The sequence below is a fragment of the Levilactobacillus zymae DSM 19395 genome (assembly GCF_001434115.1).
Classification (GTDB): domain Bacteria; phylum Bacillota; class Bacilli; order Lactobacillales; family Lactobacillaceae; genus Levilactobacillus; species Levilactobacillus zymae.
Genome location: NZ_AZDW01000006.1, coordinates 19167 through 39898, shown reverse-complemented (window position 1 = coordinate 39898; position 20732 = coordinate 19167). Strand labels below are relative to the sequence as shown.

General features: G+C 54.9%; 23 protein-coding genes. 10 read left to right on the top strand and 13 right to left on the bottom strand.

The annotated features are described in order from the left end of the window. Positions 1-53: 53 nt before the first annotated feature. Positions 54-1196 (bottom strand): hypothetical protein, encoded by a 1143-nt coding sequence (locus tag FD38_RS01175; protein WP_057730400.1) that lies wholly within the window; start codon positions 1194-1196, stop codon positions 54-56. A 681-nt stretch (positions 1197-1877) separates the two neighbouring features. On the opposite strand from FD38_RS01175, the gene FD38_RS01170 reads away from it, so the two are divergent. Then, the gene (locus FD38_RS01170) at positions 1878-2312 is read left to right on the top strand and encodes a hypothetical protein (protein WP_057730399.1); all 435 of its coding nucleotides are present in this window, start codon (positions 1878-1880) and stop codon (positions 2310-2312) included. Between the two features lie 49 nt (positions 2313-2361). Here the strand turns inward: FD38_RS01170 and FD38_RS01165 are convergent, their stop codons facing one another. Next, positions 2362-3291, bottom strand: a complete 930-nt coding sequence (locus FD38_RS01165) for a DNA/RNA non-specific endonuclease (protein WP_057730397.1) — start codon at positions 3289-3291, stop codon at positions 2362-2364. 208 nt (positions 3292-3499) lie between these two features. On the opposite strand from FD38_RS01165, the gene FD38_RS01160 reads away from it, so the two are divergent. Further along, entirely contained in the window at positions 3500-3820 is a 321-nt protein-coding gene (locus FD38_RS01160) for a type II toxin-antitoxin system HicB family antitoxin (RefSeq protein WP_057730395.1), read from the top strand. A 67-nt stretch (positions 3821-3887) separates the two neighbouring features. Here the strand turns inward: FD38_RS01160 and FD38_RS01155 are convergent, their stop codons facing one another. Both FD38_RS01155 and FD38_RS01150 read right to left on the bottom strand, forming a co-directional pair. Next, positions 3888-4232, bottom strand: a complete 345-nt coding sequence (locus tag FD38_RS01155; protein ID WP_057730393.1) for a DUF1048 domain-containing protein — start codon at positions 4230-4232, stop codon at positions 3888-3890. A gap of 3 nt (positions 4233-4235) precedes the next feature. Further along, entirely contained in the window at positions 4236-4556 is a 321-nt protein-coding gene (locus tag FD38_RS01150; protein ID WP_057730391.1) for a PadR family transcriptional regulator, read from the bottom strand. 321 nt (positions 4557-4877) lie between these two features. On the opposite strand from FD38_RS01150, the gene FD38_RS01145 reads away from it, so the two are divergent. Both FD38_RS01145 and FD38_RS01140 read left to right on the top strand, forming a co-directional pair. Further along, entirely contained in the window at positions 4878-6605 is a 1728-nt protein-coding gene (locus FD38_RS01145; protein ID WP_057730389.1) for an ABC transporter ATP-binding protein, read from the top strand. Beyond that, positions 6598-8379, top strand: a complete 1782-nt coding sequence (locus tag FD38_RS01140; protein WP_057730388.1) for an ABC transporter ATP-binding protein — start codon at positions 6598-6600, stop codon at positions 8377-8379. The genes FD38_RS01145 and FD38_RS01140 overlap by 8 nt, the downstream gene beginning before the upstream one ends. Positions 8380-8730: 351 nt before the next feature. On the opposite strand, the gene FD38_RS01135 is transcribed toward FD38_RS01140, so the two are convergent. Next, positions 8731-9126 (bottom strand): iron-sulfur cluster biosynthesis family protein, encoded by a 396-nt coding sequence (locus FD38_RS01135; RefSeq protein WP_057730386.1) that lies wholly within the window; start codon positions 9124-9126, stop codon positions 8731-8733. 178 nt (positions 9127-9304) lie between these two features. Here FD38_RS01135 and FD38_RS01130 point away from each other — a divergent pair, with 178 nt between their 5' ends. Further along, positions 9305-9928: a MarR family winged helix-turn-helix transcriptional regulator gene (locus FD38_RS01130; protein ID WP_057730385.1), complete on the top strand. Its 624-nt coding sequence runs from the start codon at positions 9305-9307 to the stop codon at positions 9926-9928. Between the two features lie 84 nt (positions 9929-10012). On the opposite strand, the gene FD38_RS01125 is transcribed toward FD38_RS01130, so the two are convergent. Further along, entirely contained in the window at positions 10013-10633 is a 621-nt protein-coding gene (locus tag FD38_RS01125) for a GyrI-like domain-containing protein (protein ID WP_057730383.1), read from the bottom strand. A gap of 26 nt (positions 10634-10659) precedes the next feature. Next, positions 10660-11619: a zinc-binding dehydrogenase gene (locus FD38_RS01120; RefSeq protein ID WP_057730381.1), complete on the bottom strand. Its 960-nt coding sequence runs from the start codon at positions 11617-11619 to the stop codon at positions 10660-10662. A 101-nt stretch (positions 11620-11720) separates the two neighbouring features. On the opposite strand from FD38_RS01120, the gene arsC reads away from it, so the two are divergent. Continuing rightward, positions 11721-12134: an arsenate reductase (thioredoxin) gene (arsC, locus tag FD38_RS01115; RefSeq protein WP_057730380.1), complete on the top strand. Its 414-nt coding sequence runs from the start codon at positions 11721-11723 to the stop codon at positions 12132-12134. A gap of 48 nt (positions 12135-12182) precedes the next feature. Here the strand turns inward: arsC and FD38_RS01110 are convergent, their stop codons facing one another. Then, positions 12183-12608, bottom strand: coding sequence for an NADPH-dependent FMN reductase family protein (locus tag FD38_RS01110; protein WP_057730378.1), 426 nt, complete (start codon positions 12606-12608; stop codon positions 12183-12185). A gap of 226 nt (positions 12609-12834) precedes the next feature. On the opposite strand from FD38_RS01110, the gene FD38_RS01105 reads away from it, so the two are divergent. Further along, a complete protein-coding gene (locus FD38_RS01105; RefSeq protein ID WP_057730376.1) occupies positions 12835-13371 on the top strand; it encodes a hypothetical protein in 537 nt (178 codons plus the stop codon). A 41-nt stretch (positions 13372-13412) separates the two neighbouring features. Here the strand turns inward: FD38_RS01105 and FD38_RS01100 are convergent, their stop codons facing one another. Continuing rightward, on the bottom strand, positions 13413-13961 hold the full coding sequence (locus FD38_RS01100; RefSeq protein ID WP_057730415.1) for a PadR family transcriptional regulator: 549 nt from the start codon (positions 13959-13961) through the stop codon (positions 13413-13415). Between the two features lie 162 nt (positions 13962-14123). On the opposite strand from FD38_RS01100, the gene FD38_RS01095 reads away from it, so the two are divergent. After that, positions 14124-14663 (top strand): phenolic acid decarboxylase, encoded by a 540-nt coding sequence (locus FD38_RS01095; protein WP_057730374.1) that lies wholly within the window; start codon positions 14124-14126, stop codon positions 14661-14663. Positions 14664-14720: 57 nt separating this feature from the next. Here the strand turns inward: FD38_RS01095 and FD38_RS01090 are convergent, their stop codons facing one another. Further along, positions 14721-15404 carry a YjjG family noncanonical pyrimidine nucleotidase gene (locus tag FD38_RS01090; protein WP_057730373.1) on the bottom strand — a complete coding sequence of 228 codons (684 nt, stop codon included), beginning with the start codon at positions 15402-15404 and terminating at the stop codon, positions 14721-14723. 221 nt (positions 15405-15625) lie between these two features. Beyond that, positions 15626-16045, bottom strand: coding sequence for a zinc ribbon domain-containing protein (locus FD38_RS01085; RefSeq protein ID WP_057730371.1), 420 nt, complete (start codon positions 16043-16045; stop codon positions 15626-15628). A gap of 277 nt (positions 16046-16322) precedes the next feature. Here FD38_RS01085 and FD38_RS01080 point away from each other — a divergent pair, with 277 nt between their 5' ends. Both FD38_RS01080 and FD38_RS01075 read left to right on the top strand, forming a co-directional pair. Then, positions 16323-17489, top strand: a complete 1167-nt coding sequence (locus tag FD38_RS01080) for an RNA-guided endonuclease TnpB family protein (RefSeq protein ID WP_057730369.1) — start codon at positions 16323-16325, stop codon at positions 17487-17489. A gap of 150 nt (positions 17490-17639) precedes the next feature. Continuing rightward, positions 17640-18221, top strand: a complete 582-nt coding sequence (locus FD38_RS01075; protein WP_057730368.1) for a uracil-DNA glycosylase family protein — start codon at positions 17640-17642, stop codon at positions 18219-18221. 73 nt (positions 18222-18294) lie between these two features. Here FD38_RS01075 and FD38_RS01070 read toward each other — a convergent pair whose 3' ends face one another. Continuing rightward, the gene (locus tag FD38_RS01070) at positions 18295-19623 is read right to left on the bottom strand and encodes a dihydrolipoyl dehydrogenase family protein (protein WP_057730366.1); all 1329 of its coding nucleotides are present in this window, start codon (positions 19621-19623) and stop codon (positions 18295-18297) included. Positions 19624-19747: 124 nt separating this feature from the next. Then, complete coding sequence (locus tag FD38_RS01065; RefSeq protein WP_057730364.1) at positions 19748-20464, bottom strand: sulfite exporter TauE/SafE family protein; 717 nt, start codon at positions 20462-20464, stop codon at positions 19748-19750. Between the last annotated feature and the right edge of the window lie 268 nt (positions 20465-20732).

Here is a 20732-nt window from a genome sequence, read left to right as displayed (position 1 = left end):
AGGGAGCGTTCATCCAGCGATTAGGCGGATGGACGCTCCCTTTGGTGTCGCAATTAACGGGTAGGTTTGGCTAAAACCAGGCCGTACCAGTTTCCCTTGTAGGCGTTGCCGGCTTCGTCAACGCGGCCGCCCTTGAGGTTGTTGATGATGTAGATGCCGAGCTTGTAACCCTTAAGTTGTTGCCGCTTGGCCGGCGTGTAGCCTTGCTTGGCTAAGAGGCGTTCCACGGCGGCGAGTTTCTGGGCGTTGGATTGGTCCTTGTGCGTCATCAGGTAGGTCACGATGGGCTTGAAGGCCACGAACTGGGTGTAGCCCTGAGTTGAGATGCGTTCCGGTTCGTCCTCAATCCAGGTGTCGTTGGTCGCGAAGTTGTATGCCGCGATGCGCGACAAGCCGTAGTCCACGGGCGTGTTCGGGAACAGCTTGACGATCGAACGGGCCAGCTTTTGGTGCTTGCTGTCGCGGATGTACTGCTGGTAGTCGGCGGTGGCCACGAAGTCGTCGGGGAACAGGAGGTTGTGACCCGTGTGGTTCGGCGTGCGGCCCTTAAGCAGCTGTTTGGTCTGCACGTAGCCGGAAACGGTCTTGCCCTTGATTGTCACGTCAACGTAGGAATACCAACTCTCGTGGCCGTTGTGGCGGACCAGGATGGCGTGGCGTTGGCCAAAGGTCTGGTTGGTGTAGTGCTTGAGGTTAGCGCGCTTCTTGGTGTGCGACCAATCCCAGAGATAGACGTTTTTGGTCTGGGAGTTCAGGTGAAACGCGTGCCCCGCGTAAGCGCCGTAGCGTTTCTGGAGGATCTGGTAGCCCGTGGGGTTGAACCCCTTTTTGAGTTGGGACTTATGGATCCAGCCACGCTTGGTGTCGGGGAAGTTGGTCACGCGCACCCAGTTCTTGCTGCCCTTGTAGGTCCCGGTGGCCAGCTGGTACCAGGTGTAATTAGGGTATTGTTTCAGGTTTGCCAGTTTCTTAGTGTGGGTATCGTTCCACACGTAGGCGTTGTGGGTCTTGTGATTGGCGTGGTAGGCCACGGTGGCGTAGTGGTTGTAGAGGTAGCCGTCTTCGGTGTAGTGAACTTGGGTGAAGTTCCCAATCCGCTTGGGGACGGCGGCCTGGGCCGTGCCGGGTAGGCCAAGCAAGCCGGTGGCCAGGGAAACTAGGGCTAGCGCTAGGGCGAAAAATCGTCGTTTATGCATCGGGTGAGGCCTCCTTTTTGGTTAGTGTCTTAGCGTTAGTTTAGCAGGCCGGGGTCGAGTTTGACGCCGAAACGCAGATTTAGGACGGTGATGGGATTGAATTTGATGTGTTTTTTATTATTAATAACTAATTTTGATAATTAATAATAAGCAATTTTGCTGGATTAAGAAGATTTACCGTCGATTTGTAGACTCAATTCGGTCAAAAAGTTTTGGCCACTACCGACCTGTCCGTATTTGAGCGGGAATGACCGCTCATACACTGGTCCTTGGGCGTTGGGGTACGGTTTCGCTGCGGCCAATAAGTCGCGGTAACGGGCGAGATAGCTGGTCGTGTCCCAGCGAAAAGCCAAGCACAGAAAGGTTCCGCGATGGTGGCGCACCGTTAATTGCGGTGGTAGGGGTGTGGTGAAGAGTCGAGTTTTAACGATTAATGGTGGTTATTCGCTGGTGATAAACTAGTGGTATAAATTAAAACGAGCCATTCCCCAAAAGTTGACTGGGAGAATGGCTCGTTTTTTAAATTGTTTCATGTGAAACAACGGAGCGTGGGGTTCAAATTTTTGATGCAGATTCTAGAATTGCGTTCATCAGACCAAAGATAGGGTAATCAGACTCTAAATACGCTAAACTTGAGATGAGCCATTCTCAAAACCGTGGCTCGTCTAAGGAGGAGAACTGATGATCAAAGTTAAGACCCTAGCCCTGGTGGCCCTCACGACCCTGACGCTCGGAGCGGTCCCGGCCACCCCGGCCAGCGCCGCAACTTGGCACAAGGGGACGCCGAAAGTGTTGCGGGGCAAGTATCAAGAGCTACATAAGACACCCGCGCAGGGATTCGCGAGCGAGTACACCTTTACCACCAAGAAATTTCTGTGGGGCGTCTCGAACATGCCGCTGCAATCGCACAGTCGGCTGCGCTACCAGAAGCTGGGCGCGCATTTATATCGGTTGAAGGGGCACGTGGCCAGACGGGGAATCGTGTTGCCCATGACCCGCGATTACATGATTTACCGGAAGGGCAAGACGCTCAAGCTGACCTATTATGAGTCTTACCAGAAACTGGGCTTTAAGGGCGCCCAGCTGGCGAAGAAGGTCGTTCATTTCCACAATTAGCTGAACTAAAAACGACGGTTACCCCGTTTGCGGGTGACCGTCGTTTGTGTTAACCAGCGACCTTACTTAGGCCGGTGGCGTAATTCAATTTCATCCCACTTTGGGTGTTGGGCAGATAAACGTTGTAGCGAATCCGGTTCGACCCGATCGACTGCATCTGCATCTTCACGCCCCGGGCCAGCAACTCGTGGCCCTTGAAGACGGGCGTCACGCGGTAGCGCACGTAATGCTTGGGACTAGCTTTGAGGTAGGCGGCCACCCGGTTTTCGTAGGTGGTCATCCCCGGGTCGTTGAGTTGGCGGGTCCCGGTGATCAGGTTCTTCAAATTGTTGTTTTGCCCGGTCAACTGGTAACCAATCAGGTGGCAACGGTTGTACAACCAGCCCGTCTTGATGCGCTTATTGTGCCACGCGGTCGGGTTGACGACCAGCGCCTGGCGTTGCCCCTTCGGCATCAACTTCCGGTTCAGCAGGGCGTTAGCCGCCGTGGCGCGGTTATAGCCGTCCAGGTTGCCGTAGGTCTGCCAAGCGCCGTGCTTGGTCGACAGGGTGGCCCGACTGAAACCGGGGTTGTTGTGGTTGACCACCTTGACGTGGTAGGTCTGGGACCCCGCGGTGTAGGTTCCCTGGGGTTTGACCGCGGCACGCTTAGTCGTGACCTTTTTAGCAGTGCGCTTCCGGGTCACCTTCTTGCGCGTGACTCGCTTGACCGTCCGGCGTTTGGCCGGGGCCTTTTCGGTGGCCGAGAGGGTCAAACCGCGTTGCTTCGCCGTTTTCAGCGAGACCGCGTAGACCTTCTTGGCGCGGTTCAAGCCCCGGTCGTGCCGGTTGTAAAAGTAGTGTTTCCCCGTCCGGGTGACGTAGACCGTGGTCGCGTGCGCCACGGTGGGTGGGGTGACCGCCGTGGTGGTGACTAGGCCGCCACAGAATAGGACCAGCACCGCCAAGCATTTCACCCAGATAGCCGATTTAGATTGCATCAATGTTCCTCCTCCAAAATTAATCGATGAATTCAATTCATCTGACAATTACCTATTTTATAGCAAGCGTTTTGCAAACGCCATCACAATTTCACAGAGCCTTTTGGTTCGATTAGCTGAAGCTTAATTAAGTGAAAGAACCAGCGGTTGAGGTTATTGTTGAGACCGACTATAATGCGTCTATTGTCAATAACTAAGAGGTGTAAATATGAAGAAAACAAGCATTGTGACGTACCCCGCTGTCTTTATTGCCGACGACGCCGATGGCTACACGGTCATCTTCCCCGACATCGCCGACGCTGTTACTGGGGGCCGCGACTTAGGCGAAAGCCTGGTCAACGCCACCGCGACTCTGGGGCGGTTCTTGGTCGACCATCAAAGTAACTTACCCGTTGCTAGTACCATGACGCAGTTAACCCACCGTTATCCCGCCGACTTTATCCAATTTGTGGCCGTTGATTTAAATAACGTTGCCACTCAGCCGGTAGAAACCGATGTGAACGTTGCGCCGTTAGGCCTCGCCAAGTAACTTCCCCCAAGTTCTGACGACTAAAGTGCCCCGCCGACCAGATCAGGTCAGCGGGGCACTTTTTGGGTTATTGAGCGGTTTTGTCGATGGCGGCAACTTGCTGCCGTAGTCGGTTCTGGTAGGTGATTAACCAGAGGTCGTTGGGGTATTGGGCCATGATGTCATCACAGAATTTGACGGGATCGTCCCCGATGACCTGGGTGACGGGCACCTGGTCGGCGGCACTTTCTTGAAACAGGTGGAGGATGGCTTCCAACGCGTCCATGAAGCCTTCGCCCTTAGCGAAATTCCACATGTATTTTTCGAGGGCCTGTAAGGTTGCCGCGTAGGGGTGCGGCAGGGTGGCCACGTCGCGTTGGAACTGGTGGTACCGTTGCTTGTCCCCGATGAGTTTTTTCAAAATGTTTGCCATGACTTAATCCTCCTTTAATTGGGTCATCTTCTGCGCCAGAAAGTCCCACTTCGTCCAAAATTCCTGGAGGTAGGCTTCTCCGGCGGCGTTGAGTTGGTAAAATTTGCGTTGGGGGCCGACGGCGGATTTACGCCGTTCGACCGTGAGCAGGCCCTTCTTTTCGAGCCGCAAGAGGACCGTGTAGACGGTGCCCTCGACGATGTCCTCGAAGCCTAGGTCAATCAAATAGTGGGTGATTTCGTAGCCGTAGGTCTCGCCGTGGCCGATATGCTGCAGCACGATGCCTTCCAGCGATCCCTTGAGTAATTCCGTTAAGCCTTGCACGAAGCGCCTCCTTGGTGGGGTGACGATGAGTAGCGTCACCAGCTTGACTTGCTATATCGTTTAACTAGGTACTGGTACATAGTAAAACAATGTAGAGGAGAAGTCAACCGCTACAGAAGTTAAACCGCAAACCATATAAATATCTCAATATCGTGTATAATCTGGTCAAGAAGGCGTTTAGCGCGAGGAAGTGGGGCTGTTATCCGGCGATGGTGACGGGCCATAACTTTTTAGGGGAGTCCGCGAAACGTCGGCTTAATGGCGCCCGGGTCACGCTGACCCACGTTGCTCGGGCCAAGAGTCAAGGAGGAATGCGCAACAATGAAAGTCTTAATGCCATATTTTCGGCGCTACCACCGCGACGTGTGGGTAGCGCTCCTTTCAATCATCGTGCTGGTCTTTGCGACCTTATGGCAACCGCGCCTCTTGCAGGTGGTCATGGAAGCCATCATTAAAAACGACCAGCAGACGGTCTTTCAACAGGGCCTCTTCTTACTGGGGCTCGCCGTTTTAGGCATCATTGGCGGGATCGTCAACACCATCTATTCCGCCCGCGTGGCGTTGGGGGTGGCGACCGACTTACGGGCCGATTTATACGCCCACGTCCAGTCGCTAGCCTTCGCCGACGTTGAGAAATTTTCGGCGTCCAACCTGGTGGTCCGCATGACTAACGACATCAACCAGGTCCAGCAAATCGTGATGGCCGGGTTTCAACAGATTACCCGGATTCCGTTGCTGTTTATCGGGGCCCTAATCTTGGCGCTGGTGACCATGCCACAACAGTGGTGGGTCATCCTGGCCATGATGGTGATCATCCTGCTGGTCTGTCTGGTCGCCGTCAAGCGGATGACCAAGTACTTCGGTCAGACCCAACAGGACATCGAAAACGTCAACACGGTCGCCCGCGAAAACCTGATGGGGATTCGCGTGGTCAAGTCGTTCGTCCAGGAGAAAAACGAAATCAAGAAGTTCTCCGGGGCCTCCGACGAGCTGACCAACGTGACCGCTAAGATTGGGTACTGGTTCGCCATCCTGATGCCGGCGTTCTTCTTAACCGCCAACTTGGCGGTCGGCATCGCGGTCTACATCGTGGGACAAAACGTCACCACTCACCCGGCCTATTTGGCGGCCATTACCAGTTTTATTTCCTACTTAATGCAAATCTTGTTCGCCGTGATCAACGGGGGCTTTCTGATGACCTTCGCGTCACGGGCCTTCATCTCACTGGGGCGGATCGGTGAAGTCCTGGACACGTCACCCAGCATGACCTACGTCAGTGGCGACGACCAACCGGTCAAGGGCGACGTGACGTTCGACCATGTGACCTTCACCTATCCCGGTGACGACCACCCGACGTTACGCGACGTCAGTTTTACCTTAAAGGCCGGCACCATGTTAGGCATCGTGGGGGCTACGGGTTCCGGGAAAACCACGCTGGCGCAGTTGATTGCGCGGCTGTACGACCCGGATAGCGGTCAAGTCAAGGTCGGTGGCGTCGACGTGCGCCAGTTACCCGAAAAGGCGCTACGGTCCACCGTGGCCTACGTTCTGCAACGCTCGACGCTCTTTTCCGGGACCATCTCCGGTAACCTCAAACAGGTCCAACCGGACGCCAGCGTTGGTCACATGCAGTGGGCGGCCAATATCGCCCAGGCCTCGGAATTCATCGAACGCCTGCCGCAGACCTACGATGCGCCCGTCGAAGAACGCTCCCAGAACTTCTCCGGGGGGCAGCAACAGCGACTCGCGATTACGCGGGGCGTGATTGCCAATCCTAAGATTTTGATTTTAGACGACGCGACCTCGGCACTGGACGCCCGGTCCGAAAAGCTGGTCCAAGAGGCGTTGAACCGGGACCTGAAGGGGACCACCACCGTGGTGATTGCCGAAAAGATCTCGTCGATCATCAACGCCGACCAGATTCTAGTGCTCGACCACGGCCGCGTTTCGGGCGTGGGGACGCACCACGAGTTGGTCGCCGATAACGCGATTTACCAAGCCATTTACCAGACCCAAAAGGCGCGAGAGGAGGGGACGGTCAATGAATGATTTACGCAATGCCGGCAAGTACTACTGGCACTATCTCAAACGCTACTGGCGCGGCTTTATCATCAGTATGCTCCTGATTGCCTTTTCCACCTGGTGCATCGTGGTGGCCCCGACCTACCTGGGCCGGGCGGTCGAACAACTGACCACCTACCTCCAGCAGTGGAGCTCGCCAGCCACCAGGGGGCAAGCCAGCCTGACACCGTTTAACCACACGCTGATCATCTACATCCTGCTGTACGTGGGGGATGCCAGCACCATCTTCATCTCGAGTCTGATTCTCGCGCGGGTCACCGCCCATTCGACGGGGACCATGCGGGTGGGGCTGTTCCGCAAGCTTCAACGGATGAAGGTCCAGTACTTCGACACCCACAGTGACGGCGATATCCTGGCGCGATTCACCTCCGATCTGGATAACATCTTCAACGCCATGAACCAGGCGTTGCTGGAAATCTTGTTGGCGGTGGCCCAGTTCGTCGGGTTGTTGATCGTGATGTTCAACCAAAACGTCACGATGGCCTGGGTCACCATGGCCTCGACGCCGCTAGCCCTGATTGTGGCGGCGGTTGTGATGCGCAAGGCCGGGGTAGCCGTCAACCAGCAACAGGACGATATCGGGAAGCTCAACGGCTACATCAACGAGCAGATCACCGGCCAGAAGGTGTTGATCACCAACGGCCTGCAGCAAGACTCGCTGAAGGGCTTTGCCGGCTACAACGCCAAGGTGCGGCAGTCGGCACTGACCGGGCAGATCTGGTCGGGGATTCTGAACCCCCTGATGCAGGGGATGTCGCTACTCAACACGGCCATTGTGATCTTCTTTGGCTCCTGGTTCGCGTTGAACGGTAGCCTGTCCACCGGGGCCGCGTTGGCGCTGGTGGTGGTGTTTGTCAACTACGCGCAACAGTATTACCAGCCCATCATGTCGCTGACCAGCCTCTACAGCATGATTCAACTGGCGATTACCGGGGCGCGGCGGGTCGATGAGGTCCGCAACCAACCGGAAGAAACCAACCCGGCGCGGGGCCACGAGATGCCCGCCATTCAAAACGGGTTGCAGATCGACGACGTGCACTTCAGTTATGTACCGGGCAAGGAAATTCTTCACGGGGTCTCGATCGACGTGCATCGCGGCGAAATGGTCGCGTTGGTCGGGCCGACCGGCTCGGGGAAGACCACGGTGATGAACTTGATGAACCGCTTCTACGACGTTGACCAGGGCGCGATTACCCTGGACGGCACCGACATCCGGCAGTTTGATTTGCAGTCGCTGCGGACCAACGTTGGTATCGTGTTGCAGGAACCGCAGCTATTTACCGGCACGATTGCCGATAACATCCGCTACGGTGACCCGCAGGCGGGGATGGACCGCGTGATCGATGCGGCCAAGCAGGCCAACATTCACGACTTCATCACCAGTCTGCCGGCGGGGTACGATACCCGCGTTTCCGACGAGCAAAGCGTCTTCTCGGCGGGCCAGAAGCAGCTGATGTCGATCGCCCGGACGATCCTGACTAACCCGCGGCTGTTGATTTTGGATGAGGCCACGTCCAACGTGGACACGGTCACCGAGGCTCGGATTCAGGCCGCGATGGATAACGTGATCCAGGGCCGGACCAGCTTTGTGATTGCCCACCGCTTGAAGACGATCCTGAACGCCGATAAGATTGTGGTCTTAAAGGACGGTCAAGTCATCGAACAGGGGAACCACCAAGCGTTGTTGGCCGAAAATGGCTTCTACGCGGAACTGTACCGTAATCAGATGGTGTTTGATTAACGACAAGCAAAGGGGACGTTACCATTCAGGTAGCGTCCCCTTTATGCTGGACTTGTTTCACGTGAAACACTAGGGCCTGTCTTAAAACTCAATCGCTGATTTAAATGATCATCCATTATCCTTTACTGAAAAGAATCCAGTTTATTTATTGTTATAACTCGTGTAAGCTGGAGGGCCAGTCAGAAACGGGCTCAGGAGGGAAATGGGCTAGTGTTGGCTGGCGTTCTTTGCTAGCCTAGACAAAGGTCGGTCTTCAAGACCTGAGCTACGGGCTTGAAGCCGTGCCCGCTCCGTTCCAGCCCATTGCTGACCGGGTTAGTCCGGAGGCGCTGAATACTTTTAAGACAGGCCCTAACAGCCGTCACCACTGAGCTTGATGCCTTGCCGAAAGGCGTCCAGGACGTCCTGTCCGCGAGCAATTTTGACCGTGCTATCGAGCAGTTCGGCGTCGTCTTTGAGCAAGATGTTGTGGTGGGCCACGTCGAGGGTCAGACCGGCGCCGAGAAAGTAGAGGTCGTAGTCCGACGACCAGAGATGCAAGCCCTGGTCGTTCGCGATGGCTACGGGGTAGTCCGGGTCCGGTGCATCGAGCACAATTAACGTAAAGTTGGTGCCGATGGTGCAGGCCCCGCCTTGCAGGGAGTACTTGCCGCCACCGTCATCGGCGATTAGCACCAAGTCTTTAGTGGTTAAGTTCTTTTGGTCCAGCACCGCCATAAAAGCGGGCGTGAGTTTAATGGGGGTCATCCGCGTCAGTCCTTTCGTGAGTGAAGTTGGGACCAGTTTACCACGAACGGGCTGGTCGGGTGGGGTCTTCTGCTTTTTAGTTAGTTTGATTTGACATAAACTAACTATCGGGGTATACTGCATTTAGTTAGTTAATACGTTTTGAATCTAACTAAATATAAAACGGGAGTGACCACAAATGACTTATGACTCACAAGCATTATTGACCCTCTTTGGTCGGCTGTTTCAACAACGGGCCTTCGTTTCCGCGGCCGTGCGCAGCACCCGCATGAATGAATGCGATCCCCAACGTAATTCCAACCAACTCCGACTACTACACCTACTAACCGAACACGATCACCTGACCAATTCCGACATCGTCGAGGACCTCGATATTCGGCCCAGTTCCGTCAGCGCGTTAGTCGCTAAGCTGGAAGACGCCGGGTTGATCGAACGCCAGGCGTCACCGGACGACAAGCGGGTGGCGTTGATTTCACTGACCACGGCCGGCCACAAGTTCCTCGAAACGGCGCACAAGGCCAAGGACGATTTCTCGGAGGCCCTGTTCACCACGCTCAGTGAGGCGGAACAGGCCCAGTTACGCGACATCCTCCAGAAGTTGCTCAAGGACCTTGAAGCCAAACAACCCAGCGATTGGGCCAAATCGGCGGACTTCCGCGCCTTCATGGAACAGGCCCAAGTCTTACACCGCGGCCACGGCATGCACCGGCATGAGGGCGGCATGGGGATGCGCGGCGGCATAGGTCCTAACATGCGCGACATGTTCGGGGACGGCCCCCGACGGCCTCACGATAATTATTAATCCTTGTTATTAATAATAAAAGGTGTCCTTTCCTTAGCGAAAGGGCACCTTTTTTGACGAGACCACGCTCTGTGCGATTGGCCGCTAAGCTAACCGCCACTGCAACGTGGTCTTGCGGCGTTCCGGGGCTACCCGGCGAAAATCGGACAGGTAGATTTCGCGGTGTTGGTAGTCGCCCATCGTGGTTTGGGTGGTCAGCTGATGGGCGGTCAGGTAGTCACGCATCGCGGCGAACGTGGTGCCCTCGGTGTCGAAGGACCCGGTGTGGGTGGCTTGTAAGCAGCGTCCTTCGGTGTAAGTCACGAATTGGAGTTGGTCCAGGTAGGGACTGGGATGTTTGTCCCGGGTGCGCGCGATGGCGAGTTGGACCTGTTCGGCGGTGACCTGGTCCGGTTGGCGCAGCATGATGGTGTAGGCCAGGGCGGCCTTATTCAGGGTCGCGTCACGCGAGCCATCCGTGGTGGTCCAGACGCCCTCCAGCGGGTAGACCGTGTATTCGTAGGGCGTCCCGAATTCGCCCTTTTTCAGGGCCATGCGCACCGCGTAGGCCACGGGGTACAGGGCCTGAATCTGCGCGCTAAAGGCCGGTTGATTCGGATCGCCGTGCCCCGTGAGCGTGAGAAAGTGGACTTGCGGGACGTTGACGACCTGGATGCCCTTGGGCAGGTACAGGTCACGTTCTTGTTTACGCCATTCGTATTTCATGGGTCAGTTCCTCCAATTTAGATAGGTTAAGGTAGGACCACGACTTTGCCCAGGCTCTGCCCGCTTTCCAGGTACCGGTGAGCATCGGCGGTGTGGGCCAGGTCAAAGACCTTTGCCGGGTGCACGTCGACGTGGTGCGCGGTGATGAAGTCCAACAGGTGTTGCAGCGCGTCGGGCGCCACGTCACCGGAAGAAAAGCCGGTCAGGTAGCGATTGTTGGGAATGTCGGTGATGGGGTCGAAGCCGTCAATGGTCCATTCGCCGCCAAGTTCACCGGTCGAATTCACGATACCAAATTCGTTGAGGCGTTGGAGGGAATCGCGGATAGCTTTGCCGCCAATCAGGTCCACGATTTTATCAAAAGTGCCGCTGTTAGTTGGCAGGTCGAGGGGGTCTGGTGTGACCAGCACCTCGGTAAAGCCTAGTGCTTCGAGGGCGGCGACCTTTTTGGCCGACCGGGTCGTTCCCACGATGGTGGCCTGGGGGGCCAGGGCGCGGATCAGCTTAAAGGCCGCGACGCCAACGCCACTGGTGGCCGCCCGAATTAGTACCCGGTCGTGCGGTTGAACGCGCAGACTGGCCACGATGCCGAACGCCGTGTAGAAGGTCTCGGGGACCGCCGCCAAGTCGGCCCAATCGAGGGTGGTGTGGACCGGGTAGATTTGGTCGTTCGGCAGGAGTACGGCTTCCGCGTAGCCCCCGTCGAAGGCCCGGCCCATTTCGCCCATGATGGACACCACGGTTTGGCCCACGGTAAACCGGTCGGGAGCCGACGTGGCTGCCACCGTTCCCACGGCCTCGATGCCTAAAATCCGGGGGAAGGTGACCGACGGCGAAAAGCCCTTGCGCGTAAAGATCTCGGAGTGGTTGACCCCGAAACCACGCACCGTGATCAACGTCCAACCGGGTTTGACGGTCGGCGTGGGCACATCGGTATACTCGAGCACTTCCGGTCCGCCCGGATGACGCACAACGATAGCTTTCATCAAAAACGACCTCCTTAATTGTTAGTTTCACTATAGCATATTCTCCCGTTGACAAGGCCGGCCAGACGGCTTATGTTACCAGTAAAAAGGAGTTGGGAGCCATGCCACAAGTTTACTTTCTGTGTACCGGCAACTCGTGTCGCAGTCAAATGGCCGAAGGGTTTGCCCGTCAATTATTGGGGCCCACTTGGCGAGTCGCCAGCGCCGGGGTTGAAACGCACGGGCTGAATCCGCAAGCCGTGCGGGTGATGGCCGAGGTGGGTGTCGACATCTCGGGGCAAACGTCTAAACTGATCGATCCGGATTACCTGGCGCACTGTGATGTGGTCGTGACACTGTGTGGGGATGCGCGCGACCGCTGTCCCGTGACGCCACCCAGCGTGCGCAAGGTCCATTGGCCGCTGGCGGACCCGGCGCAGGCCACGGGCAGTGCGGCCCAACAGTTGGCCGTCTTTCGGCAGGTTCGCGACCAGATTCGCCAACGGGTTGCCCGCTTGGCGCAAACGCTAAACTAACCCAAAAACGACCGAACACCCCATGACGAAGTGTTCGGTCGTTTGACGTTAAGCCTTTAACATTTTTTCGGCAAATTCTTTAACCAGTTGGACCTGGTTGTCTTTCAAGACCCCGCCGGAGCTGCCCAGGATCTTCATCCCTTTACCGCCCATGACTTGGTGGAAGTGGCCGATGACCGGAATGCCCTTTTCGTCGGCAATCTTGGTCAACGCCTTGTCGGTCACGGCTTCGGGGCCGCCCGAGGTGGTGAAGAAGGCGATGTGCTTGATTTTAGCGGGGTCCAGGCCCTCCATGAAGGCCGAGGCGCTCTTGTCGGGCCGCATGAAATAGGTCCCGCCGCCGAAGAAGAGGATGTCGGCCTCATCGACGGGCGTCTTGACGTCTTCCGCCGGTACACCGGCGACTGCGGAAATTTCTTTAGCGAACGCTTCGGTGTTGCCGTTGCGTGTTTGATAACGAATAGCTACTGTCATTGAAAACCCCTCCGTTTCGATTCGATAGGTTTAGTATAAGTCATTATGTAACCGATTACAAAAATGTGCCTAACTTTTGTTATCGACCGTAATTATCTAAAAACAAAGAGCGATTTTTAATTCAATAAAGTTCTTATACGAAATTATTTATAAGGCGAAGGAGTAGCTGAAAGGAGATTGGATAACTATACTGAACATGGTTGGAGATAATTAAAGGAGGAGTACGATGAGGTTTAAACGATGGTTACTTTTAGGCAGTTTAGGGATGAGTCTGATAGGAATCGGGGGAGTGGAGACGCCGGTAACAGTTGCTTCCGCTAATGCTACCCGAACACTTAGAGTGTTTCCTAAATCTATTCGGGGAACTTGGTACACTTACAACAATCATCGCTATTATCGGGTGAAAATTACCGCGAAACAGATGATCTCTGCGGGAACCACACAACGACTACATTCACGAAAGAATGTCTACTTCACCGGGAAACCGTGGGCTAAACGGGTACACCCTAGTTGGATTATCGCGACCCATGCTTATTATCAAGATGAGGATTGGATTTGGACCTATGGTTGGTACCAAGGTGCCGGTGCCGGAAACTACTATATGCGAACCAGCAATTACCTGGAGGGAAAGTATCGTCCGGCGTTGCAGTTAGCGAGTGGTGCTGGAATTTGGACAGATGGTTACGCGTACCATACGAAGCACCTTGCCCGGCACTATTCCAATGCGCATTTTGAAGGGGATCGTTACCGGCCTAATAATTAAAGGACTTCTGACCAGATGATTAACGATCAGAAATCCTTTAATTAGTGGTTATTAGATAATGTTTGATACCGTTGAAGCCATTCAACGTAGTGGCTTTCCCGCTCAATGGCGTGTTCCAAGATGAGGTAGTGCCCGAAAGCCGCGTCGATGGCGGCTTGGTTGGGGAAGACCTCCCGTTGCCGTTCCTGTAAATGTGCCAGCTGTTCGGCGTGGAGTTGTGTTTGTTCTCGTAACATGGGGCCCAGCCGCGGGTCGTTGGCCGATTTGATGAAGTACAGTTTCAAAATAAACTCGTCCTTGGTGGCGGTGAGTTCCGGTGAGGGCTCGCTGACCCACGCGGCGAGCTTTTTTTGTCCCTGGGCGGTCAACTGGTAAACCTTTTTGGTGAGTTTTTCGCCAGTGATTTGGTCCTGGTGAGTGATGTCGCCGGCCGTTTCCAACCGCTGGAGTTGGGGGTAGATTTGGCTGTGGCTGGCCTGCCAGAACTCACCGATTTCGTGTTCGAAGGCCTTGGTCAGGTCGTAACCGGTCTGGTCCTGCTGACCGAGGAGACCCAAAATAATGTATTGGAGTCGATTCCGTTGTCCGATGGTAAACACCTCCTTGAGGCCGTTATTCTCTTCCCCATTGAACCAGTTTCCACCAAAAAGTTCAAGATAATCCTTGACTCTGCCGCGACCGAGATTTATAGTAATCATCGTAAATTAAAACATGTAATTAATTACATGTTGAAAAAGAAAGGATTTGAACACATGGCTGACAAGCAATTTAAAACTTTAGACGATTTTTTGGGAACCCACTTCATTTACACCTACGATAACGGGTGGGAGTACGAATGGTACGCCAAGAACGACCACACCGTGGATTACCGGATTCACGGCGGGATGGTTGCCGGCCGCTGGGTGACAAACCAGGAAGCTGACATTGTGATGCTGGCGCCGGGACTCTACAAGATTTCCTGGACGGAACCGACCGGGACCGACGTGGCTCTGGATTTCCTGCCTAACGAAAAGAAGATGCACGGCACGATTTTCTTCCCCAAGTGGGTTCAGGACCATCCCGAAATCACGGTCACTTACCAAAACGACCACATCGACTTGATGGAGGAATCCCGGGAAAAGTATGCCACTTACCCGAAGCTGGTGGTGCCAGAAATGGCTAAAATCACTTACATGGGTGATGCCGGTCAGAACAACGACGACGTGATCAACGAAGCGCCATACGCGGGGATGCCCGACGACATTCGTGCCGGTAAGTTCTACGACGCCAACTACAAGCGACTGAAGAAATAATCTAGCAGAATAGACGACTGGCGCCCACCTCCGCAAGGAAAGTGGGCGCCAGTTTTTTTAATGCAGTAGATCTGGAATTTGCGTCAAACTGCTAACCTGGTAGGTCGGCGTGGCCACGGCCGTTACCGGTTGAGCCTGCGGGTTGAACCATACACTATCAAGTCCGGCGTGGTTGGCGCCCTGAATGTCGGCCGTCAGGGAATCGCCAATCACCAGTAAATCGGCCGGGTCGACGTCAGGAAGCTGGGCCTCGACCGTGTCAAAGAAACGCCGGTCGGGCTTACTGTAACCGACGTCTTCGGCCAGAAACATTTGCTCGAAGAACGGGGCGATTTGGGAGTCGGTCAGTTGCTGGGTTTGCTTAGCGCGGACTTCGTTGGAAATCACGACCAGGTGGTAGTCCGGCTTGAGCTGGGTCAAGACCTCGCGCACATGGGGCATCAGGGCGTGTTCCGCGTAGAACAACCGGCGGAACTGTTGCTCGTAGGGCACGCCGTCGACGGTAATGCCGTAGTGGGCGAAGAAGCGGGCAAAGCGGGTGTTGACCAGCTCGTCACGGGTCAGCTTCTTTTGTTCCAGGTCGCCCCACATCGCGAATTGCAGGTTGTGCCAGTAGGTGACTTCGTCCGGGCCAAAGTGAAAGGCGAAGGGTAACGTCATCTTGCGCAGGGCGTTTTGGGCGTTGGTGTCCGTGTCAAAGAGGGTTTGATCCAGGTCAAACAGTAAAGTCCGATAACTCATTTCAGTACCTCCATCGTTTTGGGTCTCTGCCCTAAAATATAGCACACTTGGCGGGGAAACGGGAATCGACGTAGCGGCCTGTTGGCTCGCCGGTGGCAGCGTTAAAAAAGGGAAACTCGCTCGTCGGTCGGACGATTGAGTTTCCCTTTTAAGGTGGTTAATGAAACGCCGAGTCTGATACTCAACGAAGGGCAACGCCCGGTGACGGGACGTTGCCAAAATTAGGTGCGCGCGTCGAACTGGTGGCCGCACTTGGGACAGGTGACCCGCACGTGTCCGTGGTGACGCGGAATCCGAATCCGTTGGTGACACTGCGCACAGTGGAAAAACCGGTAACGCCAGTGTTGCTTGATTTGGTAGGTCAACCGGCTGAACGGTCGCATCAAAGCGAACCAGAACCGTTGAAAGCTGCGGTTTATTGCGACCTGACGGTAGATCTTACGGGAGAACAGCCGCCAGTAACTCACGGCGATGAGGAGCGTGCCCGCTAAGAAGAACCAACCGGCGTATTTTCCCCAGAAACTCAGGATTAAGAGGATGATGGCTAAGCCGTTTAGGACGCGGTTGAGCGTGTCGTTTTGACCGTAGCGCCCGATCATGAGCCGTTGTAGGCGCTGGATGAATTTTGAATTAGGCTTCAACTAGAACACCTCCGTCGATGTAATAATTAATCCTACCATACTCCGGGTGGGGGCACCAAAGAATCTCATGTTTCACGTGAAACAAGGTTTGCGGTAGAATGGACCTAATGAGTTATTGATATTTGGGCGAGAAGACACGTTCTTTTAAGGACGTGATGAATCGCCTTAACCTTTTCGGGTACTTGTAAACCGTATTACTAGTAACGCAGTTGTATACTGACATTGGAACAGTTACTTGAACAACCGTGAGATAGGCTCCGTTAAAGGTGGTGATTCGATGTTGAAAGGCATCCAGCTGCGTCTGTACCCGACTCGAACTCAAGAAGGCCAGCTATGGCAATTGTTTGGCAATAATCGCTTTGTCTGGAATCAAATGTTAGCGATGGCTAAGGCGCGGTATAAAAATAACCCGAGTAGTCGCTTCATCAATGAATACGGCATGAACAACTTGCTCAAAGCGCTCAAAATTGAATATCCCTTTCTCAAACTGAGTGATTCGACGAGCCTGCAGGTCGTAAATCATCAGTTAGCGCAGGTTTTTTCGATGCTGTTCAAACATCGCGGGGGTCAACCACACTTTAAATCACGTCGGTCAGCTAAACAGGCGTACACCGGCCGCTTTCCTGCTAGCACACAGTTAGTGTTGGCTAAACATCGCGTCAAGTTACCAAAACTTGGTAGTATCAAGACTAGTAAAACAGGTCAGTTGGTTGATGGTCAAATTAAGCGATATACTGTTAGCCATGACGCTACGGGACGTTACTATTTGAGTTTACAGGTTGAATTCCCAGAGCCTAGGCCACTTCCTAAAACTGGGGCTCAAGTGGGTATCGATTTGGGCGTAGCTGACCTGGTGATTACCTCTGACGGCCAGAAATATCCTAAATTTCAAGCGCTCTGGGAAGAAAAACAAGGGACTACGTGGCAACGGAAGTTCGATCGGCGCAAACATCAAGCCAAGGTCAACGTGATTCAGTGGAACCATAATAAAGCTCACTTGATTGAGTTGGAACTCAATGACTATAAAAACTGGCAGCGAGCTAGGCAAATCAAAGCGCGCTACCAGCGTAAACTCGCTAATCGGCGTAAAGACTACTTGAGCAAGCTGACGACCAAGTTGGTCAAAGCCTACGATGTGATCGTGATTGAGGATTTAAAAGTCAAGAATCTGATGCACAATCATCACCTGGCTAAGTCAATTGCCAATGCCAGCTGGCACCAGTTCCGAACTATGTTAGAGTATAAGTGCCAGTGGTATGGCAAACAGCTCGTTGTGGTGAGTCCTAACTATACTAGTCAACAATGTGCTAGCTGTGGGTTTCAAAGTGGCAGGAAACCACTCGAAATTCGTGAATGGACTTGTCCAAAGTGTGGGACACACCATGATCGTGATATCAATGCAGCCATTAATATCCTACATAAAGGACTAAAAGCGGTCCAATAAGAACCATCAGGCTAGGGACTAGCCTTGGTAAAAGAGTTAAGTTCTGTGAGTTAGGTACTCGGAATACCGACATAACAGCCTAAACACTCCTTAATGTTCCCAGAAGCTCGGTCGTTTACGGCCGAGTAGTTCACCCAGGAGGTTTTTAGCATGCCAACCGTTGCCAGTATCAAACAAGCCATCAAAGACGACCCGGCCAACGCCGAGTTCACCGCTAAGGGCTGGGACCCGCTCTTTCACGTTCTCCCCAGCGCGACCATTTTAGTGATCAGTCAGGCGCCGGGCCGCATCGCCCAGGACACCGCGACCTATTTCAACGATGCCAGCGGCAAACGCCTGCGCGAATGGATGGGCGTCACCCGCGAAGAATTCTACGATAGCGATAAGGTGGCCGTGATGCCGCTGGACTTCTACTATCCGGGGAAGGGCAAGAGTGGTGACCTGCCACCGCGCAAGGGCTTTGCCGAAAAGTGGCACGACCCGTTGTTGGCGCAAATGCCCAACGTTCAACTGAAATTATTAGTGGGCCAGTACGCCATCAAGTATTACCTGGGTCGCAAGCGCTACAAGACCTTGACCGCTACGGTGCAGCACTACACCGATTACTTACCGGAGTTCTTCCCGCTGGTGCACCCGTCGCCGTTGAACTACGGTTGGCAGAAACGCAACCCGTGGTTCCAGACCGACGTGGTGCCGGACTTACAGGCCCGCGTGCGCAAGGCCTTTGACTAGAATCAGAACTTAAAAAATGACGAATCCAGCTCATTTCACGGCTGGATTCGTCATTTTGAATTTTAAAGTGAGGTTAAGCCCGGTGCCAAGCGGCGTAGCCCATGGTCGGGAAGAGGCCGACCAGTCGGTTGATCTGGTCGCGGTTGAACTGAAATTCGATGGCGGGCAACAGGGTGTTGATCACGTCCGGTGCCTGGTCGCTGACCTCGGTGACGCCTACCAGATGACCCTGGGCGTCGTGAATCTGGGTACTCTTCACGAGGGGTTCGCGGTCGATGCGGTAGTACCAGTAGGTTTCCAGGTCGTTGTGGGTGATGGACAGTCCCCGCTGTTGGGCTTCATTGACCGTGACGCCGGCCTGCGCGATTCGTGGCGAGGTGAAGACCACCGACGGAATCACCGGAAAATCAATGGGCGCGGAGGTCTGGCCGGTAAACAGCTGGGTGAGGTATTTCGATTCGAAGGTCGCGGTCGGGGTCAGCTTGGGCTGGTCGCTGGCAATCACGTCGCCGGCCGCATAAATATTGGGTACCGTGGTCTGTAAATGGTCGTTGACCGTGATGCCGTGGCGATCGAACTGCACGCCCACGGTTTCTAGTCCTAAGTCGTCGAGGTGGGGGACCCGCCCCGTGGCGTCTAAGATCCAGTGGGTCGTGAGGTGTTGGTGGTCGCCGTAATCGACACCGTAGCCCGTTTGATCGCGGGTGAAGGCCTGCACGTTGGCGTTAGCAATGAAGGTGACACCCCGGCGTTTGAGGTCGGCGACCACCAGTTGGACGTAAGGTTGGTAGAAGTGGCGCAATACCGTGTCGCCGTGCAAGAGGATGGTGACGGCGGCCCCGGCCGCGTTGGCGATGGTGGCGAACTCTAAACTGATATAGCCACTACCCACGATGGTCAGGTGGGCCGGTAGGTGGTCTAAATCCAGAAAGTCGCGGCTATCGTGGGCGAGCTCACTGCCCGGAATGGCCAGGCGGTGGGGCACCAGCCCGGTCGCAATGACGATTTTTTCGGCGGTAACGTCGCGGGTTCCGTTGATGGTCACGGTGTGGGCATCCTTGAAGCGGGCGCTCCCGGTGATGACGGTGGCACCGTGACTGGTGAGTTTGTCGATGAGTTCTTGGGGCTGGGGATCGATGACGGCCCGTTTGTGCGCCTGACTCTGGGCCCAGTTCATGGTCAACGGCCCATCGACGATTTGGCCGACCCGGGCCCGCTCGCGGGTCAATTTCACGGCCTCGTCGAGCGTGATTTTGGCGTTACAGCCGTAGTTGGTACAGGTCCCGCCCATTAAATCGCGTTCGACCACGGCGACCCGTTGCCCACTGGCGGCCAGCGGTGCGGCGCCATCGTGAGCGGCGTGCCCGCCCCCAATGTATAAGACATCGTAATCGTAAGTCATCAATGATTCCTCCTTGCAGTATTTTATAGGATAAACGTACCGAAAATAATCCCCCAACGCAACCATTTAGCCTGTTACGGCCTGCAAAAAAACGCCACGGCAATTCTGCCGTGACGCGCGGGACTTAGAAGAAGAGATAGTAGATACCGCTTAACCCGATGAAGCCGTAGATCCATTTTTTGATGGTGTTTCCGTCCAGCCGAGTCAATAAACGTGCGGCCAGCATGGTGCCCAGACTGGCGGCGACCATCCCCACCAGGATGTAGGGGATGTCGTGGACCGTTAAGATGCCGTTGGCCACCCGGACGCTGGCGATGTAGAAAGTATCGATCAGAAAGAAGCCCTGAATGTTGCCGATGTATTCCGGCATGGATTTGGACAACGAGAGGTAGTAGAGCGCCATCAGTGGCCCACCGATGCCGAACAGCCCGTTGAAAAAGCCGGAGATGATCATGAAAATCCCGGCGACGTACCAGGGATAGCGGCGTGCGCCGGCGTTTTTGGCGAACGTGAAGTATAGGCTCAACGCGACCAACAGCCCGCCCAGCATCATCCGTAAGAGATGGGTGTCTAACACGTGGCCTAAATGGACCGACCAGGTGGCCACCGTGGCGTAGACCAGAAACGGCACGATGAGTCGCTTGAGCTGAACGTGGTGGCGGTAGCGGATGGTCAGCCCCAAAACGCTGGTGAGCATGATGACGCCACCGATCCCGGCGGCCTGCGCGATGGGCAGGATCGCCGGGAAGAAAATCATCATGATGATGACCGCCCCGAAGCCGGTCAGGCCTTGAACCAGACCGGCAAGTAAAGCGGGAAACGCAATTAACGCCCAGGTCACGATACCCGGCCTCCTTTTTTCTGAAGTGTTATCTCTAGTGTGGGGGACGGGTGGATTTCTGTCAACGGCGGTCAGCGGGACGTGAGTACGCCGTGCAAAAAAGCGGCCGTTCCCTTGACTTAGAGTCGACTCTAACGCTTACACTGAATGAGCTTGATTCAGCAATCGACGACTCCCCCGGGCTGATATGCCCCGTTGGTTGCTGAGTTTTAGTCCATTTTGCGGATAGACAACAACCGCTCACTGGTTGCACTTAAAAAAGACGCCG

Excerpts from the sequence above, each read along its gene's own strand:
- FD38_RS01175 (WP_057730400.1), bottom strand. The coding sequence starts at position 1,196 with ATGCATAAACGACGATTTTTCGCCCTAGCGCTAGCCCTAGTTTCCCTG.
- FD38_RS01170 (WP_057730399.1), top strand. The coding sequence starts at position 1,878 with ATGATCAAAGTTAAGACCCTAGCCCTGGTGGCCCTCACGACCCTGACG.
- FD38_RS01165 (WP_057730397.1), bottom strand. The coding sequence starts at position 3,291 with ATGCAATCTAAATCGGCTATCTGGGTGAAATGCTTGGCGGTGCTGGTC.
- FD38_RS01160 (WP_057730395.1), top strand. The coding sequence starts at position 3,500 with ATGAAGAAAACAAGCATTGTGACGTACCCCGCTGTCTTTATTGCCGAC.
- FD38_RS01155 (WP_057730393.1), bottom strand. The coding sequence starts at position 4,232 with ATGGCAAACATTTTGAAAAAACTCATCGGGGACAAGCAACGGTACCAC.
- FD38_RS01145 (WP_057730389.1), top strand. The coding sequence starts at position 4,878 with ATGAAAGTCTTAATGCCATATTTTCGGCGCTACCACCGCGACGTGTGG.
- FD38_RS01140 (WP_057730388.1), top strand. The coding sequence starts at position 6,598 with ATGAATGATTTACGCAATGCCGGCAAGTACTACTGGCACTATCTCAAA.
- FD38_RS01135 (WP_057730386.1), bottom strand. The coding sequence starts at position 9,126 with ATGACCCCCATTAAACTCACGCCCGCTTTTATGGCGGTGCTGGACCAA.
- FD38_RS01130 (WP_057730385.1), top strand. The coding sequence starts at position 9,305 with ATGACTTATGACTCACAAGCATTATTGACCCTCTTTGGTCGGCTGTTT.
- FD38_RS01125 (WP_057730383.1), bottom strand. The coding sequence starts at position 10,633 with ATGAAATACGAATGGCGTAAACAAGAACGTGACCTGTACCTGCCCAAG.
- FD38_RS01120 (WP_057730381.1), bottom strand. The coding sequence starts at position 11,619 with ATGAAAGCTATCGTTGTGCGTCATCCGGGCGGACCGGAAGTGCTCGAG.
- arsC (WP_057730380.1), top strand. The coding sequence starts at position 11,721 with ATGCCACAAGTTTACTTTCTGTGTACCGGCAACTCGTGTCGCAGTCAA.
- FD38_RS01110 (WP_057730378.1), bottom strand. The coding sequence starts at position 12,608 with ATGACAGTAGCTATTCGTTATCAAACACGCAACGGCAACACCGAAGCG.
- FD38_RS01105 (WP_057730376.1), top strand. The coding sequence starts at position 12,835 with ATGAGGTTTAAACGATGGTTACTTTTAGGCAGTTTAGGGATGAGTCTG.
- FD38_RS01095 (WP_057730374.1), top strand. The coding sequence starts at position 14,124 with ATGGCTGACAAGCAATTTAAAACTTTAGACGATTTTTTGGGAACCCAC.
- FD38_RS01090 (WP_057730373.1), bottom strand. The coding sequence starts at position 15,404 with ATGAGTTATCGGACTTTACTGTTTGACCTGGATCAAACCCTCTTTGAC.
- FD38_RS01080 (WP_057730369.1), top strand. The coding sequence starts at position 16,323 with ATGTTGAAAGGCATCCAGCTGCGTCTGTACCCGACTCGAACTCAAGAA.
- FD38_RS01075 (WP_057730368.1), top strand. The coding sequence starts at position 17,640 with ATGCCAACCGTTGCCAGTATCAAACAAGCCATCAAAGACGACCCGGCC.
- FD38_RS01070 (WP_057730366.1), bottom strand. The coding sequence starts at position 19,623 with ATGACTTACGATTACGATGTCTTATACATTGGGGGCGGGCACGCCGCT.